14 protein-coding genes and 1 pseudogene are annotated in these 16,321 nt (G+C 75.3%); 9 read left to right on the top strand and 6 right to left on the bottom strand.

Annotation, left to right across the window (positions count from 1 at the left end):
• The 8 genes from ACH4K4_RS27200 to ACH4K4_RS27165 all read left to right on the top strand — a co-directional run bounded on the left by ACH4K4_RS27200 (position 1) and on the right by ACH4K4_RS27165 (position 8,102).
• Entirely contained in the window at positions 1-696 is a 696-nt protein-coding gene (locus tag ACH4K4_RS27200) for a D-glycero-alpha-D-manno-heptose-1,7-bisphosphate 7-phosphatase (protein WP_398170812.1), read from the top strand.
• Complete coding sequence (locus ACH4K4_RS27195; protein WP_398170810.1) at positions 693-1,853, top strand: glycosyltransferase family 9 protein; 1,161 nt, start codon at positions 693-695, stop codon at positions 1,851-1,853. Before ACH4K4_RS27200 ends, ACH4K4_RS27195 begins: the two co-directional genes overlap by 4 nt.
• Positions 1,850-2,815 (top strand): glycosyltransferase, encoded by a 966-nt coding sequence (locus ACH4K4_RS27190; RefSeq protein ID WP_398170808.1) that lies wholly within the window; start codon positions 1,850-1,852, stop codon positions 2,813-2,815. Before ACH4K4_RS27195 ends, ACH4K4_RS27190 begins: the two co-directional genes overlap by 4 nt.
• Entirely contained in the window at positions 2,812-4,050 is a 1,239-nt protein-coding gene (locus ACH4K4_RS27185) for a glycosyltransferase (protein WP_398170806.1), read from the top strand. The genes ACH4K4_RS27190 and ACH4K4_RS27185 overlap by 4 nt, the downstream gene beginning before the upstream one ends.
• A gap of 105 nt (positions 4,051-4,155) precedes the next feature.
• Positions 4,156-4,770: an SIS domain-containing protein gene (locus ACH4K4_RS27180; protein WP_398170804.1), complete on the top strand. Its 615-nt coding sequence runs from the start codon at positions 4,156-4,158 to the stop codon at positions 4,768-4,770.
• Positions 4,767-6,170, top strand: a complete 1,404-nt coding sequence (rfaE2, locus tag ACH4K4_RS27175) for a D-glycero-beta-D-manno-heptose 1-phosphate adenylyltransferase (RefSeq protein ID WP_398170802.1) — start codon at positions 4,767-4,769, stop codon at positions 6,168-6,170. The genes ACH4K4_RS27180 and rfaE2 overlap by 4 nt, the downstream gene beginning before the upstream one ends.
• Positions 6,167-7,123, top strand: a complete 957-nt coding sequence (locus tag ACH4K4_RS27170; RefSeq protein WP_398170800.1) for a glycosyltransferase family 2 protein — start codon at positions 6,167-6,169, stop codon at positions 7,121-7,123. The genes rfaE2 and ACH4K4_RS27170 overlap by 4 nt, the downstream gene beginning before the upstream one ends.
• Positions 7,124-7,169: 46 nt before the next feature.
• A complete protein-coding gene (locus ACH4K4_RS27165) occupies positions 7,170-8,102 on the top strand; it encodes a glycosyltransferase family 2 protein (RefSeq protein WP_398170798.1) in 933 nt (310 codons plus the stop codon).
• A gap of 89 nt (positions 8,103-8,191) precedes the next feature.
• Here ACH4K4_RS27165 and ACH4K4_RS27160 read toward each other — a convergent pair whose 3' ends face one another.
• From ACH4K4_RS27160 to ACH4K4_RS27140, 5 genes and pseudogenes are all read right to left on the bottom strand, one after another.
• Entirely contained in the window at positions 8,192-9,418 is a 1,227-nt protein-coding gene (locus tag ACH4K4_RS27160) for a S8 family peptidase (protein WP_398170796.1), read from the bottom strand.
• A gap of 408 nt (positions 9,419-9,826) precedes the next feature.
• A pseudogene (locus ACH4K4_RS27155) lies at positions 9,827-11,117 on the bottom strand (macrolide family glycosyltransferase).
• Between the two features lie 15 nt (positions 11,118-11,132).
• A complete protein-coding gene (locus ACH4K4_RS27150; protein ID WP_398170794.1) occupies positions 11,133-12,446 on the bottom strand; it encodes an ABC transporter substrate-binding protein in 1,314 nt (437 codons plus the stop codon).
• Entirely contained in the window at positions 12,446-13,297 is an 852-nt protein-coding gene (locus tag ACH4K4_RS27145) for a carbohydrate ABC transporter permease (RefSeq protein WP_398170792.1), read from the bottom strand. The genes ACH4K4_RS27150 and ACH4K4_RS27145 overlap by 1 nt, the downstream gene beginning before the upstream one ends.
• Positions 13,294-14,223 (bottom strand): carbohydrate ABC transporter permease, encoded by a 930-nt coding sequence (locus tag ACH4K4_RS27140; protein ID WP_398170790.1) that lies wholly within the window; start codon positions 14,221-14,223, stop codon positions 13,294-13,296. Before ACH4K4_RS27140 ends, ACH4K4_RS27145 begins: the two co-directional genes overlap by 4 nt.
• 361 nt (positions 14,224-14,584) lie before the next feature.
• Here ACH4K4_RS27140 and ACH4K4_RS27135 point away from each other — a divergent pair, with 361 nt between their 5' ends.
• Positions 14,585-15,475, top strand: a complete 891-nt coding sequence (locus tag ACH4K4_RS27135) for an aminoglycoside phosphotransferase family protein (protein WP_398170788.1) — start codon at positions 14,585-14,587, stop codon at positions 15,473-15,475.
• Positions 15,476-15,539: 64 nt separating this feature from the next.
• On the opposite strand, the gene ACH4K4_RS27130 is transcribed toward ACH4K4_RS27135, so the two are convergent.
• Entirely contained in the window at positions 15,540-16,274 is a 735-nt protein-coding gene (locus ACH4K4_RS27130) for a 3'-5' exonuclease (protein ID WP_398170787.1), read from the bottom strand.
• Positions 16,275-16,321: the final 47 nt, after the last annotated feature.

The raw sequence follows: 16,321 nt of genomic DNA, 5'->3' as shown, positions 1-16,321 counted from the left end.
GTGGACAGGCGTCAGGACGCCGCCGCCCGGGGGGCCACGGCGGTCGCGGACCCGGCGGCGGACCGCGAGGAGGCCGGGAACCTGTGGCTGTACGTGCCGGGGTGGCGGGCTCCGGTGCGGATGCCGGTGCCCACCGGCCGGCTGTCCGGCGCCGCGGGCCCGCTGGAGGCGGTGCTTTTCGACCGGGACGGGACGCTGGTGGCCGACGTGCCCTACAACGGCGACCCGGCGCGGGTCGAGCCGATGCCGGGAGCGCGCGCCGCCCTGTCCGCGGTACGGGCCCGCGGCCTCGCGGTGGGCGTGGTGAGCAACCAGTCCGGCGTCGCCCGCGGCCTGCTGGACGGCGCGCGGGTCGCGGCCGTACAGCGGGAGATCGAGGCACGTCTCGGGCCGTTCGGCGTCTGGGCGGTGTGCCCGCACGGGCCCGGTGACGGCTGCGCCTGCCGCAAGCCCGCTCCGGGGCTGGTCCTCGCCGCCTGCGCCCACCTCGGCGTCTGTCCCGCGCGTACGGCCGTCGTCGGCGACATCGGCGCGGACCTGGCGGCGGCCCGGGCCGCCGGTGCGCGCGGCGTGCTCGTGCCGACCCCGGTGACGCGCGCCGAGGAGGTCGCGGCGGCACCGGAGTACGCCCGCGATCTGCCGGGCGCCGTACGCCTGTTGCTGGCGGGCCGAGGCACCGGGGAGGACGCCGGATGACCAGGGCACCCCGGACGCTCGTCGTCCGGCTGGACAGCGCGGGCGACGTGCTGCTGGCCGGCCCCGCGGTACGTGCCGTGGCGGCGGGCTCGTCGTACACGGCGCTGCTGTGCGGGCCGCTGGGCGAGCGGGCGGCCCGGTTGCTGCCCGGCGTGGACGAGGTGATCGTGCACGACGCGCCGTGGGTGGGCCTGCGGCCCGCTCCGGTGGACCGGCGCGTCACCGAGGAACTGGTGGACACGCTGTCCGCGGGCCGGTTCGACCGGGCGCTGGTGCTCGTGTCGTACCACCAGAGTCCGCTGCCCGCGGCGCTGCTGCTCAAGCTGGCCGGGATCGGCTGGGTCGCGGCGGACGGCGTGGACTACCCCGGCGCCCTGCTGGACCTGCGGCACCACCGCAAGCCGGAGCGGCACGAGGCCGAGGCGGCGCTCGACCTCGCGCGGGACGCGGGGTTCGCCCTGCCGCCGGGCGACGACGGCGCGCTGGGCGTCCTCCCGCCTCCCGACACCCGGCCGCTGACCGGCGGCGACCCGTACGTGGTGCTGCATCCGGGCGCCGCGGTACCCGCCCGCGCCTGGAGCGCCGCGCGGGCGGCGCGGGCGGCGGCGGCGCTGAGCGCGTCGGGCTACCGCGTCGTCGTCACCGGCGGGCCCGGCGAACGGGAGCTGACCGCCGCCGTCGCGGACGGCCACGCGCTGGACCTCGGCGGGCGCACCGACGCGCACCAGCTCGCCGGGGTGCTGGCCGGCGCGCGGGCGGTGGTCGTCGGCAACACCGGCCCGGCGCATCTCGCCGCCGCCGTGGGAACGCCGGTGGTCTGCCTGTTCGCGCCGGTGGTGCCCGCGCGGCTGTGGGCGCCGTACGGGGTGCCGCACGTGCTGCTCGGCGACCAGGAGGCGCCGTGCGCGGGCAGCCGCGCCCGGCGGTGCCCGGTGCCGGGACACCCCTGTCTCGACGCGGTCGCCGACACCGCGGTCCTCGCGGCCGTGACGCGGCTGACCGGCCCGGCGCGCGCCCCGGTGCCGCCGGCCCCCGGGCGCGCGGACGACCGCCCGGCACCCGTACGCGGCGCGGACCCGGCCGCCCGCGAGACCTCCCGCCCGGCGGCCGGAGCCGCCCGGACGGCCACCGACACCGAACGAGGTGCGACCGTATGAACATCCTGCTCTGGCATGTCCACGGATCGTGGGCGACCGCGTTCGTCCAGGGTCCGCACACCTATCTGGTGCCGGTCACCCCGGACCGCGGCCCCGACGGACTGGGCCGGGCGCGGACCTTCCCCTGGCCCGAATCGGTCGTGGAGAGGACTCCGGCACAGCTGCGCGACGCCGAGGTCGATCTCGTCCTGCTGCAACGGCCGCACGAGCTCGAACTCGCGGAACGCTGGCTGGGCGGGCGCCGCCCCGGCCGGGACATCCCCGCCGTCTACCTGGAGCACAACGCGCCGGACGGCGACGTGCCCCGCACCCGGCACCCGTACGCCGACCGCGACGACCTGGTCCTGGTGCACGTCACCCACTTCAACCGGCTGTTCTGGGACAACGGCGGCACCCGTACGGAAGTGATCGAACACGGCATCGTCGACCCCGGCCACCAGTACACCGGCCGGCTCGCGCGCGCCGCCGTCGTCGTCAACGAACCGATCCGCCGCGGCCGTACGGTCGGCACCGACCTGCTCCCCGAGCTGTCCGCGGCGGCACCGCTGGACGTCTTCGGCATGCGCACCGACGGGCTCGCCGAACACCTCGGCCTGCCCGCCGACCGCTGCCGCACGGCCGACCTCCCGCAGGGCGAACTGCACGGGGCGATGGCGCAGCGCCGGGTCTACCTGCACCCGGTGCGCTGGACCTCGCTCGGCCTGTCGCTCCTGGAGGCGATGCACCTCGGCATGCCGGTGGTGGCCCTGGCCACCACCGAGGCCGCCGAGGCGGTGCCGCCCGGCGCGGGCACGCTGTCCAACCGGCCCGAGATCCTGGCCCGAGCAGCCCGGACGTACCTGGAGGACCCCGACGCGGCGGCTGAGGACGGCGCGCGGGCCCGCCAGGCGGCCCTGGAGCGCTACGGGCTCAAGCGCTTCCTGCACGACTGGGAACGCCTGATAACGGAGGTGCAAGCATGACCTTTCCCGGCAACATCCCGCGCCTGTCCATCGCGCTCGTGTCCGAACACGCCAGTCCGCTGGCGGTCCTCGGCGGCGTCGACGCCGGCGGCCAGAACGTCCATGTCGCGCGGCTGGCCGGTGCGCTGGCCGACCGGGGGCACCGGGTGACCGTCTACACCCGGCGGGACTCCGCCGACCTGCCGGAGGAGGTCGTGCTGCGGCCCGGGGTGCTGGTGCGGCACGTCCCCGCAGGACCGCCGCGGCACGTGCCCAAGGACGCCCTGCTGCCGTACATGCCGGCCTTCGGCAACTGCCTCGCCGCGCAGTGGCGGGTACGGGCGCCGGACCTGGTCCACTCCCACTTCTGGATGTCCGGCCTCGCCGCGCTCCAGGCGTGCCGCGAGCTGGGGCTGCCGCTGGCCCACACGTACCACGCGCTGGGCACCGTCAAGCGGCGCCACCAAGGGGACGCCGACACCAGCCCGCGCTCCCGCGTCGGCAGCGAGATCGAGGTGGGCGAGGGCTGCGACCGGGTGGTCGCCACCTGCCGGGACGAGGTCGCCGAACTGACCCGGATGGGCATCGGCGACAGCAAGGTCAGCGTGGTGCCGTGCGGCGTCGACACCGACCGCTTCACCCCCGAAGGGCCCGCCGCCGACCACGGTACGCACCATCCGCTGCTCCTCCAGCTCGGCCGGCTCGTGCCCCGCAAGGGCGCGGAGGTCTCCGTCGCCGCGCTGGCCCGGCTGCCCGAGGCCCGGCTCGTCATCGCCGGCGGGCCGCCCGCCGGCGAACTCGACCGGGACCCCGAGGTGCGGCGGCTGCGCGAGGTGGCCCGCAACGCCGGGGTCGCGGACCGGGTGACCTTCACCGGCGGCGTGCCCTGCGAGGACGTGCCGGCGCTGCTGCGCGCCGCCGACGTGGTGCTGTGCCCCGCGGACTACGAGCCGTTCGGCATCGTGCCGCTGGAGGCCATGGCCTGCGGTACGCCGGTGGTGGCCACCGCCGTCGGCGGGCAGCTGGACACCGTGGCCGAACCGGACTGCGGGCGGCTGGTGCCGCCCCGCGACCCGGCCGCGCTCGCCCACGCCGTCGGCGAACTGCTCCTGGACCACGAGCGGCGGGCCGCCTGCGGCGCCGCGGGACGCCGGCGCGTGCTGGCCCGCTACGGCTGGGACCAGGTCGCGGCCGGCACCGAAGCCGTCTACCGGGGCGTCCTGAGCCCCCGGCCCGCCGTCACGGAAGTGGCCTGAGCCCCGGACCGCGCCGACGCCGGTCCCCCTGCCGTCTTGAGCCCTGCCCGCCGCAGACGTCCGAAGGAGGTGCGGGCCCCGGCAAGCCCCGGGAGCCCGACGCCCATGACTCATCCCCTTGACGCCGCACACCGCCACTGCCAGTCGCTCCAGGACGCGGTCGACCACCTGCGCCGCCACCACCTGCGCCGGATAGCCGGGTGGGGCGCCCACCTCGGCGCCGTGCTGCCCGTCGGTGGCCGGCTGCTCGCCGCCGGCAACGGCGGCAGCGCCGCGCAGGCCCAGCACCTGACGGCCGAGCTCGTCGGCCGCTACCAGCACGACCGCCCCGCCTACTCCGCCATCTCGCTGCACGCCGAGACCTCCAGCGTGACCGCCATCGGCAACGACTACGGCTTCGAGCAGATCTACGCCCGGCAGGTCGCCGCCCACGGCCGCCCGGGCGACGTGCTGCTGCTGATGTCCACCTCGGGCCGCAGCGGCAACCTGCTGGCCGCCGCCGAGACCGGGCAGGCCGCCGGGCTGCGTGTGTGGGCGCTGACCGGGCCCCGGCCCAATCCGCTGGCCGACGCCGCCGAGGAGGCGGTCTGCGTGGAATCCCCCAGCAACGCGACGGTCCAGGAGGCGCACCTGATCGCGGTGCACATCCTGTGCGAGCACTTCGACGCGGTCGGCTCCCCGGCACCCGCCGCGCCGGCCGCCGTCGGGAGGCCCGTATGAGCACCCGTCAGCCCCTCGTGGTCGTGGGCGACGTCCTGCTGGACCGCGACATCGACGGCGAGGCCTCGCGGCTGGCCCCGGACGCGCCCGCACCGGTCGTGGACGTGGCCGAGGACCGCAGCCGGCCGGGCGGCGCCGGGCTGGCCGCCGCGCTGGCCGCGCGGTGCGGGCGCGAGGTCGTCCTGGTGACCGCGCTCGGTCAGGACCCGGCGAGCGAGGCGGTACGGCGCGCGCTGCGCGGCGTGGTGCGCCTCGTGGAGATCCCGCTGGACGGCCGGCTCCCGGAGAAGACACGGGTGATGGCGTCCGGCCGGCCGCTGGTACGGATCGACCGCGGTGGCGGCCGGCCGGGCGAGCCAGGGCCCGGGGTACACGAGGCGCTCGCCGGGGCCCGCTCCGTACTCGTGGCCGATTACGGGCGCGGCACCGCCACGGCGGTCCGCGGCCTGCTCGCCGGCGTGGCGCGCCGCGTCCCGCTGCTGTGGGACCCGCATCCGAAGGGCGACGCCCCCGTGCCGGGCGCGCGGCTGGTCACCCCCAACGCCGCCGAAGCCCGCGCCCTGGCCGCGGGCGAGGACCGGTCCTTGCACGCCTGTGCCGTGCGGGGCGCCCAACTGGCCGCGGAGTGGCGGGCCGCGGCCGTCGCGGTGACGCTCGGCGCGCGCGGCGCGCTGCTGGCCAGGGCGGGCAGTGACTCGCCGATGCTGGTGCCGGCGCCGTACCGGGCCGAAGGCGACCCCTGCGGTGCGGGCGACTGCTTCGCCGCCACGGCGGCGGCGGCGCTGGCCGACGGCGGGCTGCCCGAGGAGGCCGTGCAGCGGGCCGTCGCGGAGGCGGCCGCCTTCGTCGCGGCCGGCGGCGCGGGCAACCACGCCCTGTGGCGTAGCGCGGCGCCCGCCGGCGAACCGGCGGCGGAACGGCCCGCCGACCCGTTCGAACTGGCCCGTTCCGTGCGGGCCAGGGGCGGCACGGTCGTCGCCACCGGCGGCTGCTTCGACCTGCTGCACGCCGGTCACGTCGGCCTGTTGGAAAGCGCCCGGCGGATCGGCGACTGCCTCATCGTCTGCGTCAACTCCGACGCGTCCGTCACCCGCCTCAAGGGCCCCGGCCGGCCGCTGACCCGGGCGGCGGACCGCACCCGCGTACTGGCCGGCCTGGGCAGCGTGGACGCCGTCGCGGTGTTCGACGAGGACTCCCCCGTCGAACTGCTGCGCAGGCTGCGCCCCGACGTGTGGGTCAAGGGCGGCGACTACTCGGTGGACGCGCTGCCGGAGGCCGCCACGCTGCTGGAGTGGGGCGGCCAGGCGCTCGTCCTGCCGTACCTCGACGGCCGGTCGACGACCGCGCTGGCCCGGCGGGCGGCCCGCGCCGCCGCGGCACGGACGGAGCCGCGCCCGTGACGGCGTGGGCGGGCGGGCCGCCCGGTACCGCCACCGCGCCCGCGCCCGCGAGCGGTGCCGCGGCGGACGACGGCCGGGCACCGGACCTCCCGCGCGTGGGCGTCGTCATGATCACCCGCAACCGGCGCGAACGGCTGCTGGGGACGCTGGACCGGGTGACCCGGCTCGCCGAGAAGCCGCCCGTCGTGGTCGTCGACAACGGCTCGACGGACGGCACCGCGGACGCCGTGCGCGCACGCTACCCCTCGGTACGGGTGCTCACCCCCGGCCACAACCTCGGCGCGGTGGGCCGCACCTACGGCGCCGCAGCCCTCGGCACGCCGCTCGTCGCGTTCAGCGACGACGACTCCTGGTGGGAGCCCGGCGCCCTGACGCGGGCCGCCGGCCTGTTCGCCGCGCACCCGCGGCTGGGGCTGGCCGCCGCCGCGACCCTGGTCGGACCGGCCGCCGACCCCGACCCGCTCAACGACGTCCTGGCCGCCTCCCCGCTGGGCCGCGACCCCGACCTGCCGGGCCCTTCGGTGCTCGGCTTCCTGGGCTGCGCCGCCGTGGCCCGCCGCGACGCCTTCCTGGAGGTCGGCGGCTACCACCCCGTCCTGCACTTCGGAGCCGAGGAAACACTGCTGGCCATGGACCTGGAAGCCGGGGGCTGGGGGGTCGCCTACTGCCCCGCGCTCGTCGCCCGGCACCAGCCCGACGGCGAGGACGGCGCGCCGCGGCCGGGCCGCGCGGCGCGCGTACGGCGCAACGTCCTGCTCACCGCGTGGCTGCGGCGGCCGCTGCGGCACGCGCTCACGCACACCGCACGGCTGGCGCTCGACAGCCGTACGGACCCGGAAGCCCGGCTGGCGCTGGCCGAGGCGGTGCGCCGGCTGCCGGCCGCGCTCGCCCGCCGCCGCCCGCTGCCCGAACGGGTGGAACGCCGCGTACGGCAACTGGAGTCGGCGACGTGACCGGGGGCCCGCGCCGACCGTACCCACCGACCCGAGGAAGCCTCCCGTGACCGATCCGCGCACCACCGTCATCGTCATCACCCACAACCGCAGCGACGACCTGCTGCACACCCTGGACCGGCTCGCCGAACTGCCCGAGAAGCCGCCCGTCATCGTGGTGGACAACGGCTCCCGCGACGGCAGCGCGCCCGCCGTCCGCCGCCACCCCCTCGCGCCCCGGCTCATCCCGCTGGCGCACAACCTCGGCGCGGTCGGCCGCAACCTGGCCGCTCGGGTGGCGACGACGCCGTACCTGGCGTTCTGCGACGACGATTCCTGGTGGGAGCCCGGCGCCCTGTCCGGGGCCGCCGACCTGCTGGACACGCACGCCCGGCTCGGCGCGGTGACGGCGCGCATCATGGTCCACCCGCACCCGGACGCCCCCGGAGCGGGCGCCGCCTCCGGCGAACCGACCGAGGACCCGATCGTCCAGGAACTGCGGCACTCCCCGCTGCCCGCGCCCTCCTGGCTGCCGGGGCCCGCGCTGGGTTCCTTCCTGGCGGCCGCGACCGTGCTGCGCGCCGACGCCTTCCGGGCGGCGGGCGGCTTCTCGCCCCGGCTGGTCCTGGGCGGCGAGGAGGAACTGCTCGCCGCCGACCTCGCGGCCGCCGGCTGGTGGCTGGCGTACGCCGACCGGCTCACCGTCCACCACCGGGCGTCCCCGCACCGCGACGCGACGCTGCGCCGGCGCCAGGGCATCCGCAACACCCTGTGGTTCACCTGGCTGCGCAGGCCGCTGGCCGCCGCCGTGCGCCGGACGGGCACGCTCGCCTCGACGGTGCCCCGCGACGCGGTGTCCGTACGGGCGTTCGCGGAGGCCGTCGGCGGTCTGCCGTGGGTGGTACGCGAACGGCGCCCGCTGCCGCGCGAGATCGAGAGCCGGCTGCGCCTGCTGGAGGCACCGCAGCGGGAGTCGACGGCGCGGCGGTACTGCGGCTGAGGCGGGTGCGGAAACGGCACGACGCCGGCCGTCGCGCCCCGTGGGGGCGAGCGCGACGGCCGGCGGCCTGAGCCGAACGGGCGGTGAGGTTACTTCTCGCCGACCTTCAGCAGCTTGTTGGGCGTGCCCTCGCTCGGGTTCTTGATCTTGTCGGGCGTGGCACCGTCGGTCAGCGCCTTGGCGACCGCGTCCGGCTTGGCGTCCTTATGGGCACCCAGGTAGACCGCGGCGGCGCCCGCGACGTGCGGGGTGGCCATGGACGTACCGGAGATGGTCTTGGTGCCCTGGTCGCTGTCGTTCCAGGCCGAGGTGATGTCGGAGCCGGGCGCGTAGAGGTCCACCGCGCTGCCGAAGTTGGAGAAGTCGGACTGCTCGTCGGTGTTGGTGCTGGAGGCGACCGTGATGGCCTCCTTCACCCGCGCCGGGGAGCCCTGGCCCGCGTCGGTGGACTCGTTGCCCGCCGCCACGGCGAAGGTGACGCCGGAGGCGACCGCCTTCTGGACCGCCGCGTCCAGCGCCTCGTCGGCGCCGCCGCCGAGCGACATGTTCGCCACCGACGGGCCCTTGTGGTTCTTGGTGACCCAGTCGATGCCGGCGACGACCTGCTCGGTGGAGCCCGAACCCTGGTCGTCCAGCACGCGGACGGCCACGACCTTGGCCTTCTTGGCGACGCCGTGCGCCTTGCCGGCGATGGTGCCCGCGACGTGGGTGCCGTGGCCGTTGCCGTCGGTGGCGTCGTTGTCGCCGTCGATCGCGTCGAAGCCGGAGGTGGCGCGGCCCTCGAAGTCCTGGTGCGAGGTGCGTACGCCGGTGTCGATGACGTAGGCGGTGACGCCCTCGCCCGCGCCGTCGGGGTAAGCGTACTTCTTGTCGCCCTGGGTGTCGGCCTGGTCGATGCGGTCCAGGCCCCACGACGGCGGGTTGTCCTGGGTGGCGTCGATGTGGAACTTCTTGTTCTGCACGACCTTGTCGACGGCCGGGTCGGCGGCCAGGCGGCGGGCCTCCTCGGCGCTGAGCCCGGTGGCGGAGAAGCCGTTGAGCGCGGCGGAGTAGGTCCGCTTGACCTCGCCGCCGTACTTGCCGGCCAGGTCCTTGTTCTGCTCGGCCTGTACGGCGGCGCCGCGGACCGAGTTCTTCAGCATGACGATGTAGCTGCCGTTCACGGCGCCCTTGGCCTCGGCACCGTAGATCTTGCCCTCGGCGGGCGAGGCGCCCGCCGTGACCGCGGTGACCGTGGCGATACCCGTGGCGGCGACCACGGCGGCTATGCCCGTGACGAGCCGCTTCTTGCTGGAACGCTTGTGAGCGTGAGCCATTGCGAGGGTTCTCCTCGTTCGGGGTGTGGGGGGAAAGCGTTGCGCAACAGCCCGGCCGAACAGGAAGATCTCCACCGGGCTGGCTCGAAACCTTGTCGGATTGACGGGGTCAATTCAAGGCCAGCCGGGCGGTGTGAGATAGACAACAACCTTGCGTAATTGCAAAGGGCCGCAGAAGGGGTCAAACACCCACCGGAGTTGCCGGAGGGCACCCCAACTCCGTTCACACGCAGGCAACATGCCGCAGGTGAGGGCCGGTGGACGGCTCGGAGTTACCCACGGTACGAAGAAGGGCGGCGCGAATGCGGGCCGCCAATCCCCGCGTACGCATCGCAATTTGACCGACACGCCGAGCAACAAGTGCGCCGTGCCGCCCTTATTCGGAATGCGGAATGCGCCGATATTCCCCTACGAATCGGCCGGCGCGTTTCCCGGCAGTTCCGCCTCGACGAGGTCGGCCGCGCGCTTGGCGCCGCCCTCCCCCGTCACCTCCAGCCGGAGCCGCTCCGAAGCCTCCTTGACCCGGGGATCGCCGACGAGACCGAGCACGGCCTCCCGCAGGACGTCCGCCGTGGCCTCCTCCTTCGGAACGTGCCGGGCAACGCCGAGCCCCTGGAGCATGCCGGCGTTCGCGAACTGGTCGGTGGCCTGCGGTACGCACACCATCGGCACCCCGCTCGCCAGCCCCTCCTGGCTGCCGCCCATCCCCGCGTGGGTGACGAAGGCGTCCGCCTGCCGCAGCACGGCGAGCTGCGGCACCCAGCGGTGCACCTCGAAGTTCTCCGGGACGGCGCCGAGTTCGGACAGCTCGACGTACTTGCCGATCTGCAGCACCACGTGCCAGCCCGCCAGGCCGCCGAACGCCTCGATGCACGCGCGGTAGAAGCCTGGCTCCTTGGTGAAGGCGGAGCCGAGCGAGACCAGCAGCACCTTCGCGTCCGCGGCGAGCCCGTCCGGGCGCCGCCAGTCGCCCTGGTGGCCGCGGTCGCCCTGGCACGAGCCGACGAAGGTGACCCGGGCGGAATCCACGCGGTCGGCGTGCGGCTGCATGACGCGCGGGATCAGGGCGAGGGCGCGCGCGGGCTCGGCCGCCAGCCGGTCGGGGTCCGTCACGTCGGACATGCCGTGCTCGTCGAGCCAGGCGCGGAACCGCTCGTAGTACGCCCGGCCGCGCTCGGAGCCGCGCAGCTCGGCGCGCAGCGGCTCGGCCACCTCCGCCTCGTAGCCCTGCCAGGCGACCAGGTGCGGGGTGAGCTGGATCGCGGGCACGCCCCAGCGGTGGGCGAGGACCGGCGCCGGGTAGGAGGCGCTGTCGTGGAGGACGAGGTCCGGCTCGTCGCCCTCGTAGGCCGCGCGGAGCTGCGGCAGCGCCTGTATGGCGTCGTCGAGGAACGGTTCGAGGTGGTCGATCAGTTCGGTGCCCCAGGCCTCCGGGTCCTCGTCCGTCGGCAGCGTCGAGTTCCAGAGCCGGGGCTCGGCGCCGGTGACGGCGACGAGGCCGGCGAAGGCCGGCGGGATGGCGTAGGTGACGCGGTGGCCCCGGGCGACGAGTTCGCGGATGACCTCCAGGCTCGGGTTGACGTGCCCGTGGGCCGCGATGCCGAACATCGCGATGTGGGCGGGCCGCTGGGCGCGGGCAGGCGTGGAAGGGCTCATGTCCGGAACCATAAACGAGACGATACGTCTCGTGCAATATAATAAGGCGGGCGGAACCTCAGCGCTGGTACCTGGCCAGCACCAGGTTCCCGTCGCGGACCAGGCGGCGGCGCAACTCGTCCACGTCGATCGCCCCGCTGTAGTACTCCTGGAAACCGGGCGTCGCGATCTTGTCCTTCCACTCCGGATACCCGCGCACGGACTGCGCGGGCGCGGCCCGCAGCGTGCCCGCGAGCGCCGTGCCCGTCGCCCAGCCGTGGCGGTCCTCGTGCAGCTCCGGCGCCTTCAACGCCTCCTGTCCCGTCGGCAGCATCCAGTCCCCCAGGGCGAGCCGCACCATGTTGGGCGGCCGCAGCAGGAAGTCGACGAACGCCATCGCATCCTCCTTGCGGGCGCAGTCCTCGGCGATCGACAGGGTCTGCGGGCTGACGCCCTGATCCGCCCCGCCGGGGCCCCTCGGCGCGGGCAGCACCGTCCACTCGAAGTCCTTCGGGGCCTGCTGCGCGATCTGCTGCCGGTAGGAGAACCCGAGCGGCAGGATCGCGTACCGGCCCGCGAAGAAGCCGGGGAGGGTGTCGGCGCCGCCCATGCCCAGGGTCGTACGGGCCGCGCTGCGGGCGACGTTGACCTGGTCGTGAATGGCGCGCGGCACCACCTGGTCGGCGGCGTCGAAGCGTACCTCCGTCTTGCCGTCCGGGCGGCGCCGGAAGATCCGGCCGCCGGTGGACAGGGCGAGGTTGAGCGTGGCGGAGACCGGCTCCTTCAACGGCCAGGCGACGCCGTACCCGCCGCCGCCCGTCAGCTCCTTCGCCACCTCCCCGAACTCCTCCCACGTCCACGGCTCCCGGGGCGTCGGCACCCGCACCCCGGAGCGCCGCAGCTTCACCCCGTCCGCGATCAGCACGCGCGGCTCCTGGAGGAACGGGACGCCGTACACCCGGCCGCCGAAGGTCCCCGACTCCCAGCTGCGCCGCGGGATGTCGTCCTTCAAGCGGCGCGGGAGCAGGCCGGTCAGGTCGGCTAGATAGCCGCCGTACGCGAAGTCCGCGAGGTCGTCGGAGGCGTCGTGGATGACGTCCGGCGCCTCGCCGCCCTCGAAGGAGGTGAGCAGCTGGTCGTGGACGGTGGGCCAGGCGCCCTGGACGTACTGGACGGGGATGTCCGGACGCGTGCGGTTCCACTCGGCGACGAGTTGCTTGTTGGCGTCCACCGACTCCTTCTGCCAGGCCAGCGACTGGAACCGGAGCACGGAACGACCGCCGCCCCGCCGCCCGCCGCCACCGGAACAGCCGGGGAGCAGAGCCGCCGCCGGCAGGGCCGCGGCGGCGGCGAGCAGGGCACGGCGACCGGGGCCGCTCCCGGCGCCACGCATCAGTTCTTCACCGCCCCGGCCAGCATGCCGCTGGTGATACGGCGCTGGATGACGGCGAAGACCACCAGGCTGGGCAGCGTGGCGAGCAGGGCCGCCGCGGCGAGCGGGCCGAGGTCGGCGACGCCCTCGGCCCCGAGGAAGTGGGTCAGTACGACGGGCATCGTCTGCTTCTCCGGCGACTTGAGCAGGACGAGCGCGAAGAAGAACTCGTTCCATGCGGTGATGAAGGCGAACAGGCCCGTGGCGACGATGCCGGGCGCGAGGAGGGGGCCGGTGACCGAGACCAGGATGCGCAGCCGGCCCGCGCCGTCGACGGCGGCGGCCTCCTCCAGCTCCGGCGGTACGGCCCGTACGTAACCGGTCAGCATCCACAGCGCGAACGGCAGCGACCACACCACGTACACCAGGACCAGGCCGGTCCTGGAGTCGACGAGGTGGAGGTTCTTCAGGACCAGGAAGAGCGGGATGATCACCAGGACCAGCGGGAACGCCTGGCTGACCACGACCCAGCCGGTCGCCGCCCGCGCGAAGCGGGTGCGCTGCCGCGCCAGGACGTACGCCATGGGGGTCGCCAGGACGATCGCGACCAGCGCCGCGGCCGCGGCGGCCAGCAGGCTGTTGGCCGCGGCCTGGAGCAGCGGCTGCTCGTCGAAGGCCGTGCGGAAGTTGTCCAGCGTCGGCGCCCTGGGGATCCACGTGGGGTGCACGCTGCCCAGTTCGCGCGGCGGCTTGAACGCGGTGGAGACCAGCCAGAGGAAGGGGAAGGCGAGGAAGACGAGGTAGCAGAGCAGGGCCAGGTACTGCCCGGCACGGCCGGCGGCACGGCGGGTCCGGTACGGGTCGCTCTTCACCGCTCCTCCTCCCCGCGCAGCCGCCGGGAGAGGTAGACGGCCAGCAGGATCGAGACGACCGCGACCATCGCCAGCCCCATCGCGGCGGCGTACCCGAACTGCCCGTACCGGAACGCCTCCTCGTACGCGAACAGCATGGGCAGCCGGGTGCGGCCGCCAGGACCGCCGTCGGTCAGCACGTAGACCAGTGCGAAGGAGTTGAAGTTCCAGATGAAGTTGAGCGCGGAGACGGCCAGCGCGATCGGCTTGACGGCGGGCCAGGTGACCGTGCGAAACCGGCGCCAGGCCCCCGCGCCGTCCATCGCGGCGGCCTCGTGCAGTTCGCGCGGCACGTTCTGGAGCCCGGCGAGGAGCGCCACCGTGGTCTGCGGCATGCCCGCCCAGACGCCGACGACGATCACGGCGAGCAGGGCGGTGGCCGTGCCGCTCAGCCAGTCCACGCCACCGGCCGGCCCGGCCAGGCCGAGGCTGCGCAGCGTCTCGTTCAGTACGCCCGCGTCCGGGTGGTAGACCAGCCGCCACATGATGCCCACGACGACTTCCGGCATCGCCCACGGGATGATCGCCAGCGCGCGGGCCAGCCAGCGCATCCGCAGGTTCTGGCCGAGCAGCAGCGCCAGCCCGAGGGCGAGGAAGAACTGCGGGACCGTGACGCCCACCGCCCACACCAGCCCGATCCGGAACGACTCCCAGAAGAGGGTGTCCCGGAGCAGGTCGGAAAAGTTCAGCAGCCCGACCCACTGGGTGGCCTGCGTACGCCCCGACTGCGCGTCGGTGAAGGCCAGCGCGATGCCGTAGAGCAGCGGCCCGACGCTCAGCACCAGGATCGGGATCAGCGCCGGCAGGACGAGGAACCAGGTACCGCCGCCGGGCCCGGGCGCCGGGCGGCGCGGTGCCGCGCGCCCGGCCGCGGTCGGTGGCGTCACCGCCGTGGCCCCCCGGCGAACCGGACACGGCCCGGCTCCGGCCCGCACCGGTCCCCCGTGCGTCCTCTCGTACGTCCCGTTCCGCGACCGCCTCGCCCCAACACGTCTCCCCCGCATCCGTTCACCCGGACGGCACCGGCCGACCGCGACCATTTCCACCCACAACGGCTCCGACCACGACGAACGGGCCGCGCGCCCGGGTGGAGCGGGTCGGGCGGCCGCCGTCATCGTCGTGACGGCGGTCGGCGCAGTCAAGCACCGGAACCGTTTCCTCCCGGGCGCCCCGGCCGGGATCCGTCCGCCGGGCGGCGCCGGGGACCTGCGAGACTGGTCCCGATCACGCACCGCAGGAGGCGCCCCCATGACCGCACCGAGCACCATTCCGTTCACGGAGGCGCGCGCCCGCGAGGTCCTGGCAGCGGCCGGCCGGCCCGACGCCGCCGCGGACGCCCGGCTGCTGTCGCTCGGCGAGAACGCGGTGTTCGCGACGGGCGACGGCGGACCGGTCGTACGGGTCGGGCGCAGCGCCGAACTGCTGGAGCGCGCCGAGCGGGAACTGGGCGTCGCCGTCTGGCTGGCGGAGCAGGGCGTGCCGGCGGTACGCGCGGCGGAGCCGGCGGCCCGCCTGGTGAACGGTCACCCCGTCACCTTCTGGGAGCGGCTGCCCGACCCCGTACGGCCCGCCGAACCGTCCGACCTGGCCGCCCTGCTGCGCCTGGTGCACGCACTGCCCGAACCGCCGTTCCCCCTCCCCCGGCGGGAGCTGCTGGGCGGTGTGGAGCGCTGGCTGCGGCTGGCCGGCGACGCGGTCTCGGCGCGGGACGCCGAGTATCTGCGGGGCCGCCGCGACGCCTTCGCCGCGGCCGCCTCCGCCCTGGAACCGCACCTGCCGCGCGGCCCCGTCCACGGTGACGCGCTGACCCGTAACGTCCATGTGGGCCCCGGGGGCCCGGTGCTCGTCGACCTCGAAACCTTCTCCTCCGATCTGCGGGAACACGACCTCGTCGTGATGGCCCTGAGCCGCGACCGCTACGGCCTGTCCGCCGCGGCCTACGACACGTTCGTGCGGGTCTACGGCTGGGACGTACGCGACTGGGAGGGCTGCGCCGTGCTGCGCGGCTCCCGGGAAACGGCGAGCTGCGCCTGGGTCTCCCAGCACGCCCCCGGCAACCCCGCCGCCCTCAAGGAGTTCCGCCGCCGCATCGCCTCCCTGCGCGAGGGCGACACGACCGTACGGTGGTACCCCTTCTGACGCTCCGGCGGCCCGGCGCCCGCGCCCCCGCACCCGGCGCCGCGCGACGGCGGCACCCGGCCCGTCAGCCCTCGGCGAACTCGCGCGACTGCTGATGGGGGATGAGCGGCCAGGCCGCCTCGACTATCGCCGCGGGGTCACCGGAGCGGCGCAAATACTGCTGGAAAGAAGCGGCCTGGTCGGCCGCCGCCTTCTCCTGGAGGGCGTGCAGCGCCGCCGGCGCCGTCCCGGCCACCGAGGGATACCGCTCGCCGATCCGCCGCGCGACGCCGGCCGCTGCGACCGCGTCCGCCCCCGCTTCGTGTGCGGCCTCCAGCACGACCCCGTAGTGCCGGCAGAGCGCCTGGAGGGTCCGCTTGCCCTTGCGGTAGCGGTCCACGTGCTTGTCCAGCACCAGCGGGTCGACGACCGGCGCCGGCTGCCGGCCGAGCCGGTCGGCGAGCGGCCGCAGGCCGTGGCGGCGGCATTCGCGGTCCAGCAGGGAGAGGTCGTACCGCGCGTTCATCACCACGAGCGGGATGCCCTCGCGCAGCGCCGTGGCGAGCGCTTCGGTGATGGCGTCGATCCCGGCCGCCGCGGGCTCGCCGTGCGCCCGGACGTGATCCGTCGTCACCCCGTGTATGGCCGCCGCCTCCGCGGGAACCGGCACGCCGGGATCGAGCAGCCAGGTCTCCCGCGCGGTCTCCCGGCCGTCCGCCGCAAGCCTTATCAGCGCGGCCGTGACGACGCGGTCGTGCTCGACGTCCGTGCCGGTGGTCTCCAAGTCGAAGCTGACCAGCAGCTCTTGATGCCAGCCCATGGTGGCCTCCTTCGGTGGTGCTTCCCCCGTGTTCCCCTACTCTCCCA

Origin of the sequence: Streptomyces sp. NPDC017529 (assembly GCF_044329785.1) — a bacterium.
In the GTDB taxonomy this organism is placed as follows: Bacteria; Actinomycetota; Actinomycetes; order Streptomycetales; family Streptomycetaceae; genus Streptomyces.
The sequence above is the reverse complement of the archived record's forward strand: the minus strand, read 5'-3'. Positions and strand labels throughout refer to the sequence as shown.

Excerpts from the sequence above, each read along its gene's own strand:
- ACH4K4_RS27195 (WP_398170810.1), top strand. The coding sequence starts at position 693 with ATGACCAGGGCACCCCGGACGCTCGTCGTCCGGCTGGACAGCGCGGGC.
- ACH4K4_RS27190 (WP_398170808.1), top strand. The coding sequence starts at position 1,850 with ATGAACATCCTGCTCTGGCATGTCCACGGATCGTGGGCGACCGCGTTC.
- ACH4K4_RS27185 (WP_398170806.1), top strand. The coding sequence starts at position 2,812 with ATGACCTTTCCCGGCAACATCCCGCGCCTGTCCATCGCGCTCGTGTCC.
- ACH4K4_RS27180 (WP_398170804.1), top strand. The coding sequence starts at position 4,156 with ATGACTCATCCCCTTGACGCCGCACACCGCCACTGCCAGTCGCTCCAG.
- rfaE2 (WP_398170802.1), top strand. The coding sequence starts at position 4,767 with ATGAGCACCCGTCAGCCCCTCGTGGTCGTGGGCGACGTCCTGCTGGAC.
- ACH4K4_RS27160 (WP_398170796.1), bottom strand. The coding sequence starts at position 9,418 with ATGGCTCACGCTCACAAGCGTTCCAGCAAGAAGCGGCTCGTCACGGGC.
- ACH4K4_RS27150 (WP_398170794.1), bottom strand. The coding sequence starts at position 12,446 with ATGCGTGGCGCCGGGAGCGGCCCCGGTCGCCGTGCCCTGCTCGCCGCC.
- ACH4K4_RS27135 (WP_398170788.1), top strand. The coding sequence starts at position 14,585 with ATGACCGCACCGAGCACCATTCCGTTCACGGAGGCGCGCGCCCGCGAG.
- ACH4K4_RS27130 (WP_398170787.1), bottom strand. The coding sequence starts at position 16,274 with ATGGGCTGGCATCAAGAGCTGCTGGTCAGCTTCGACTTGGAGACCACC.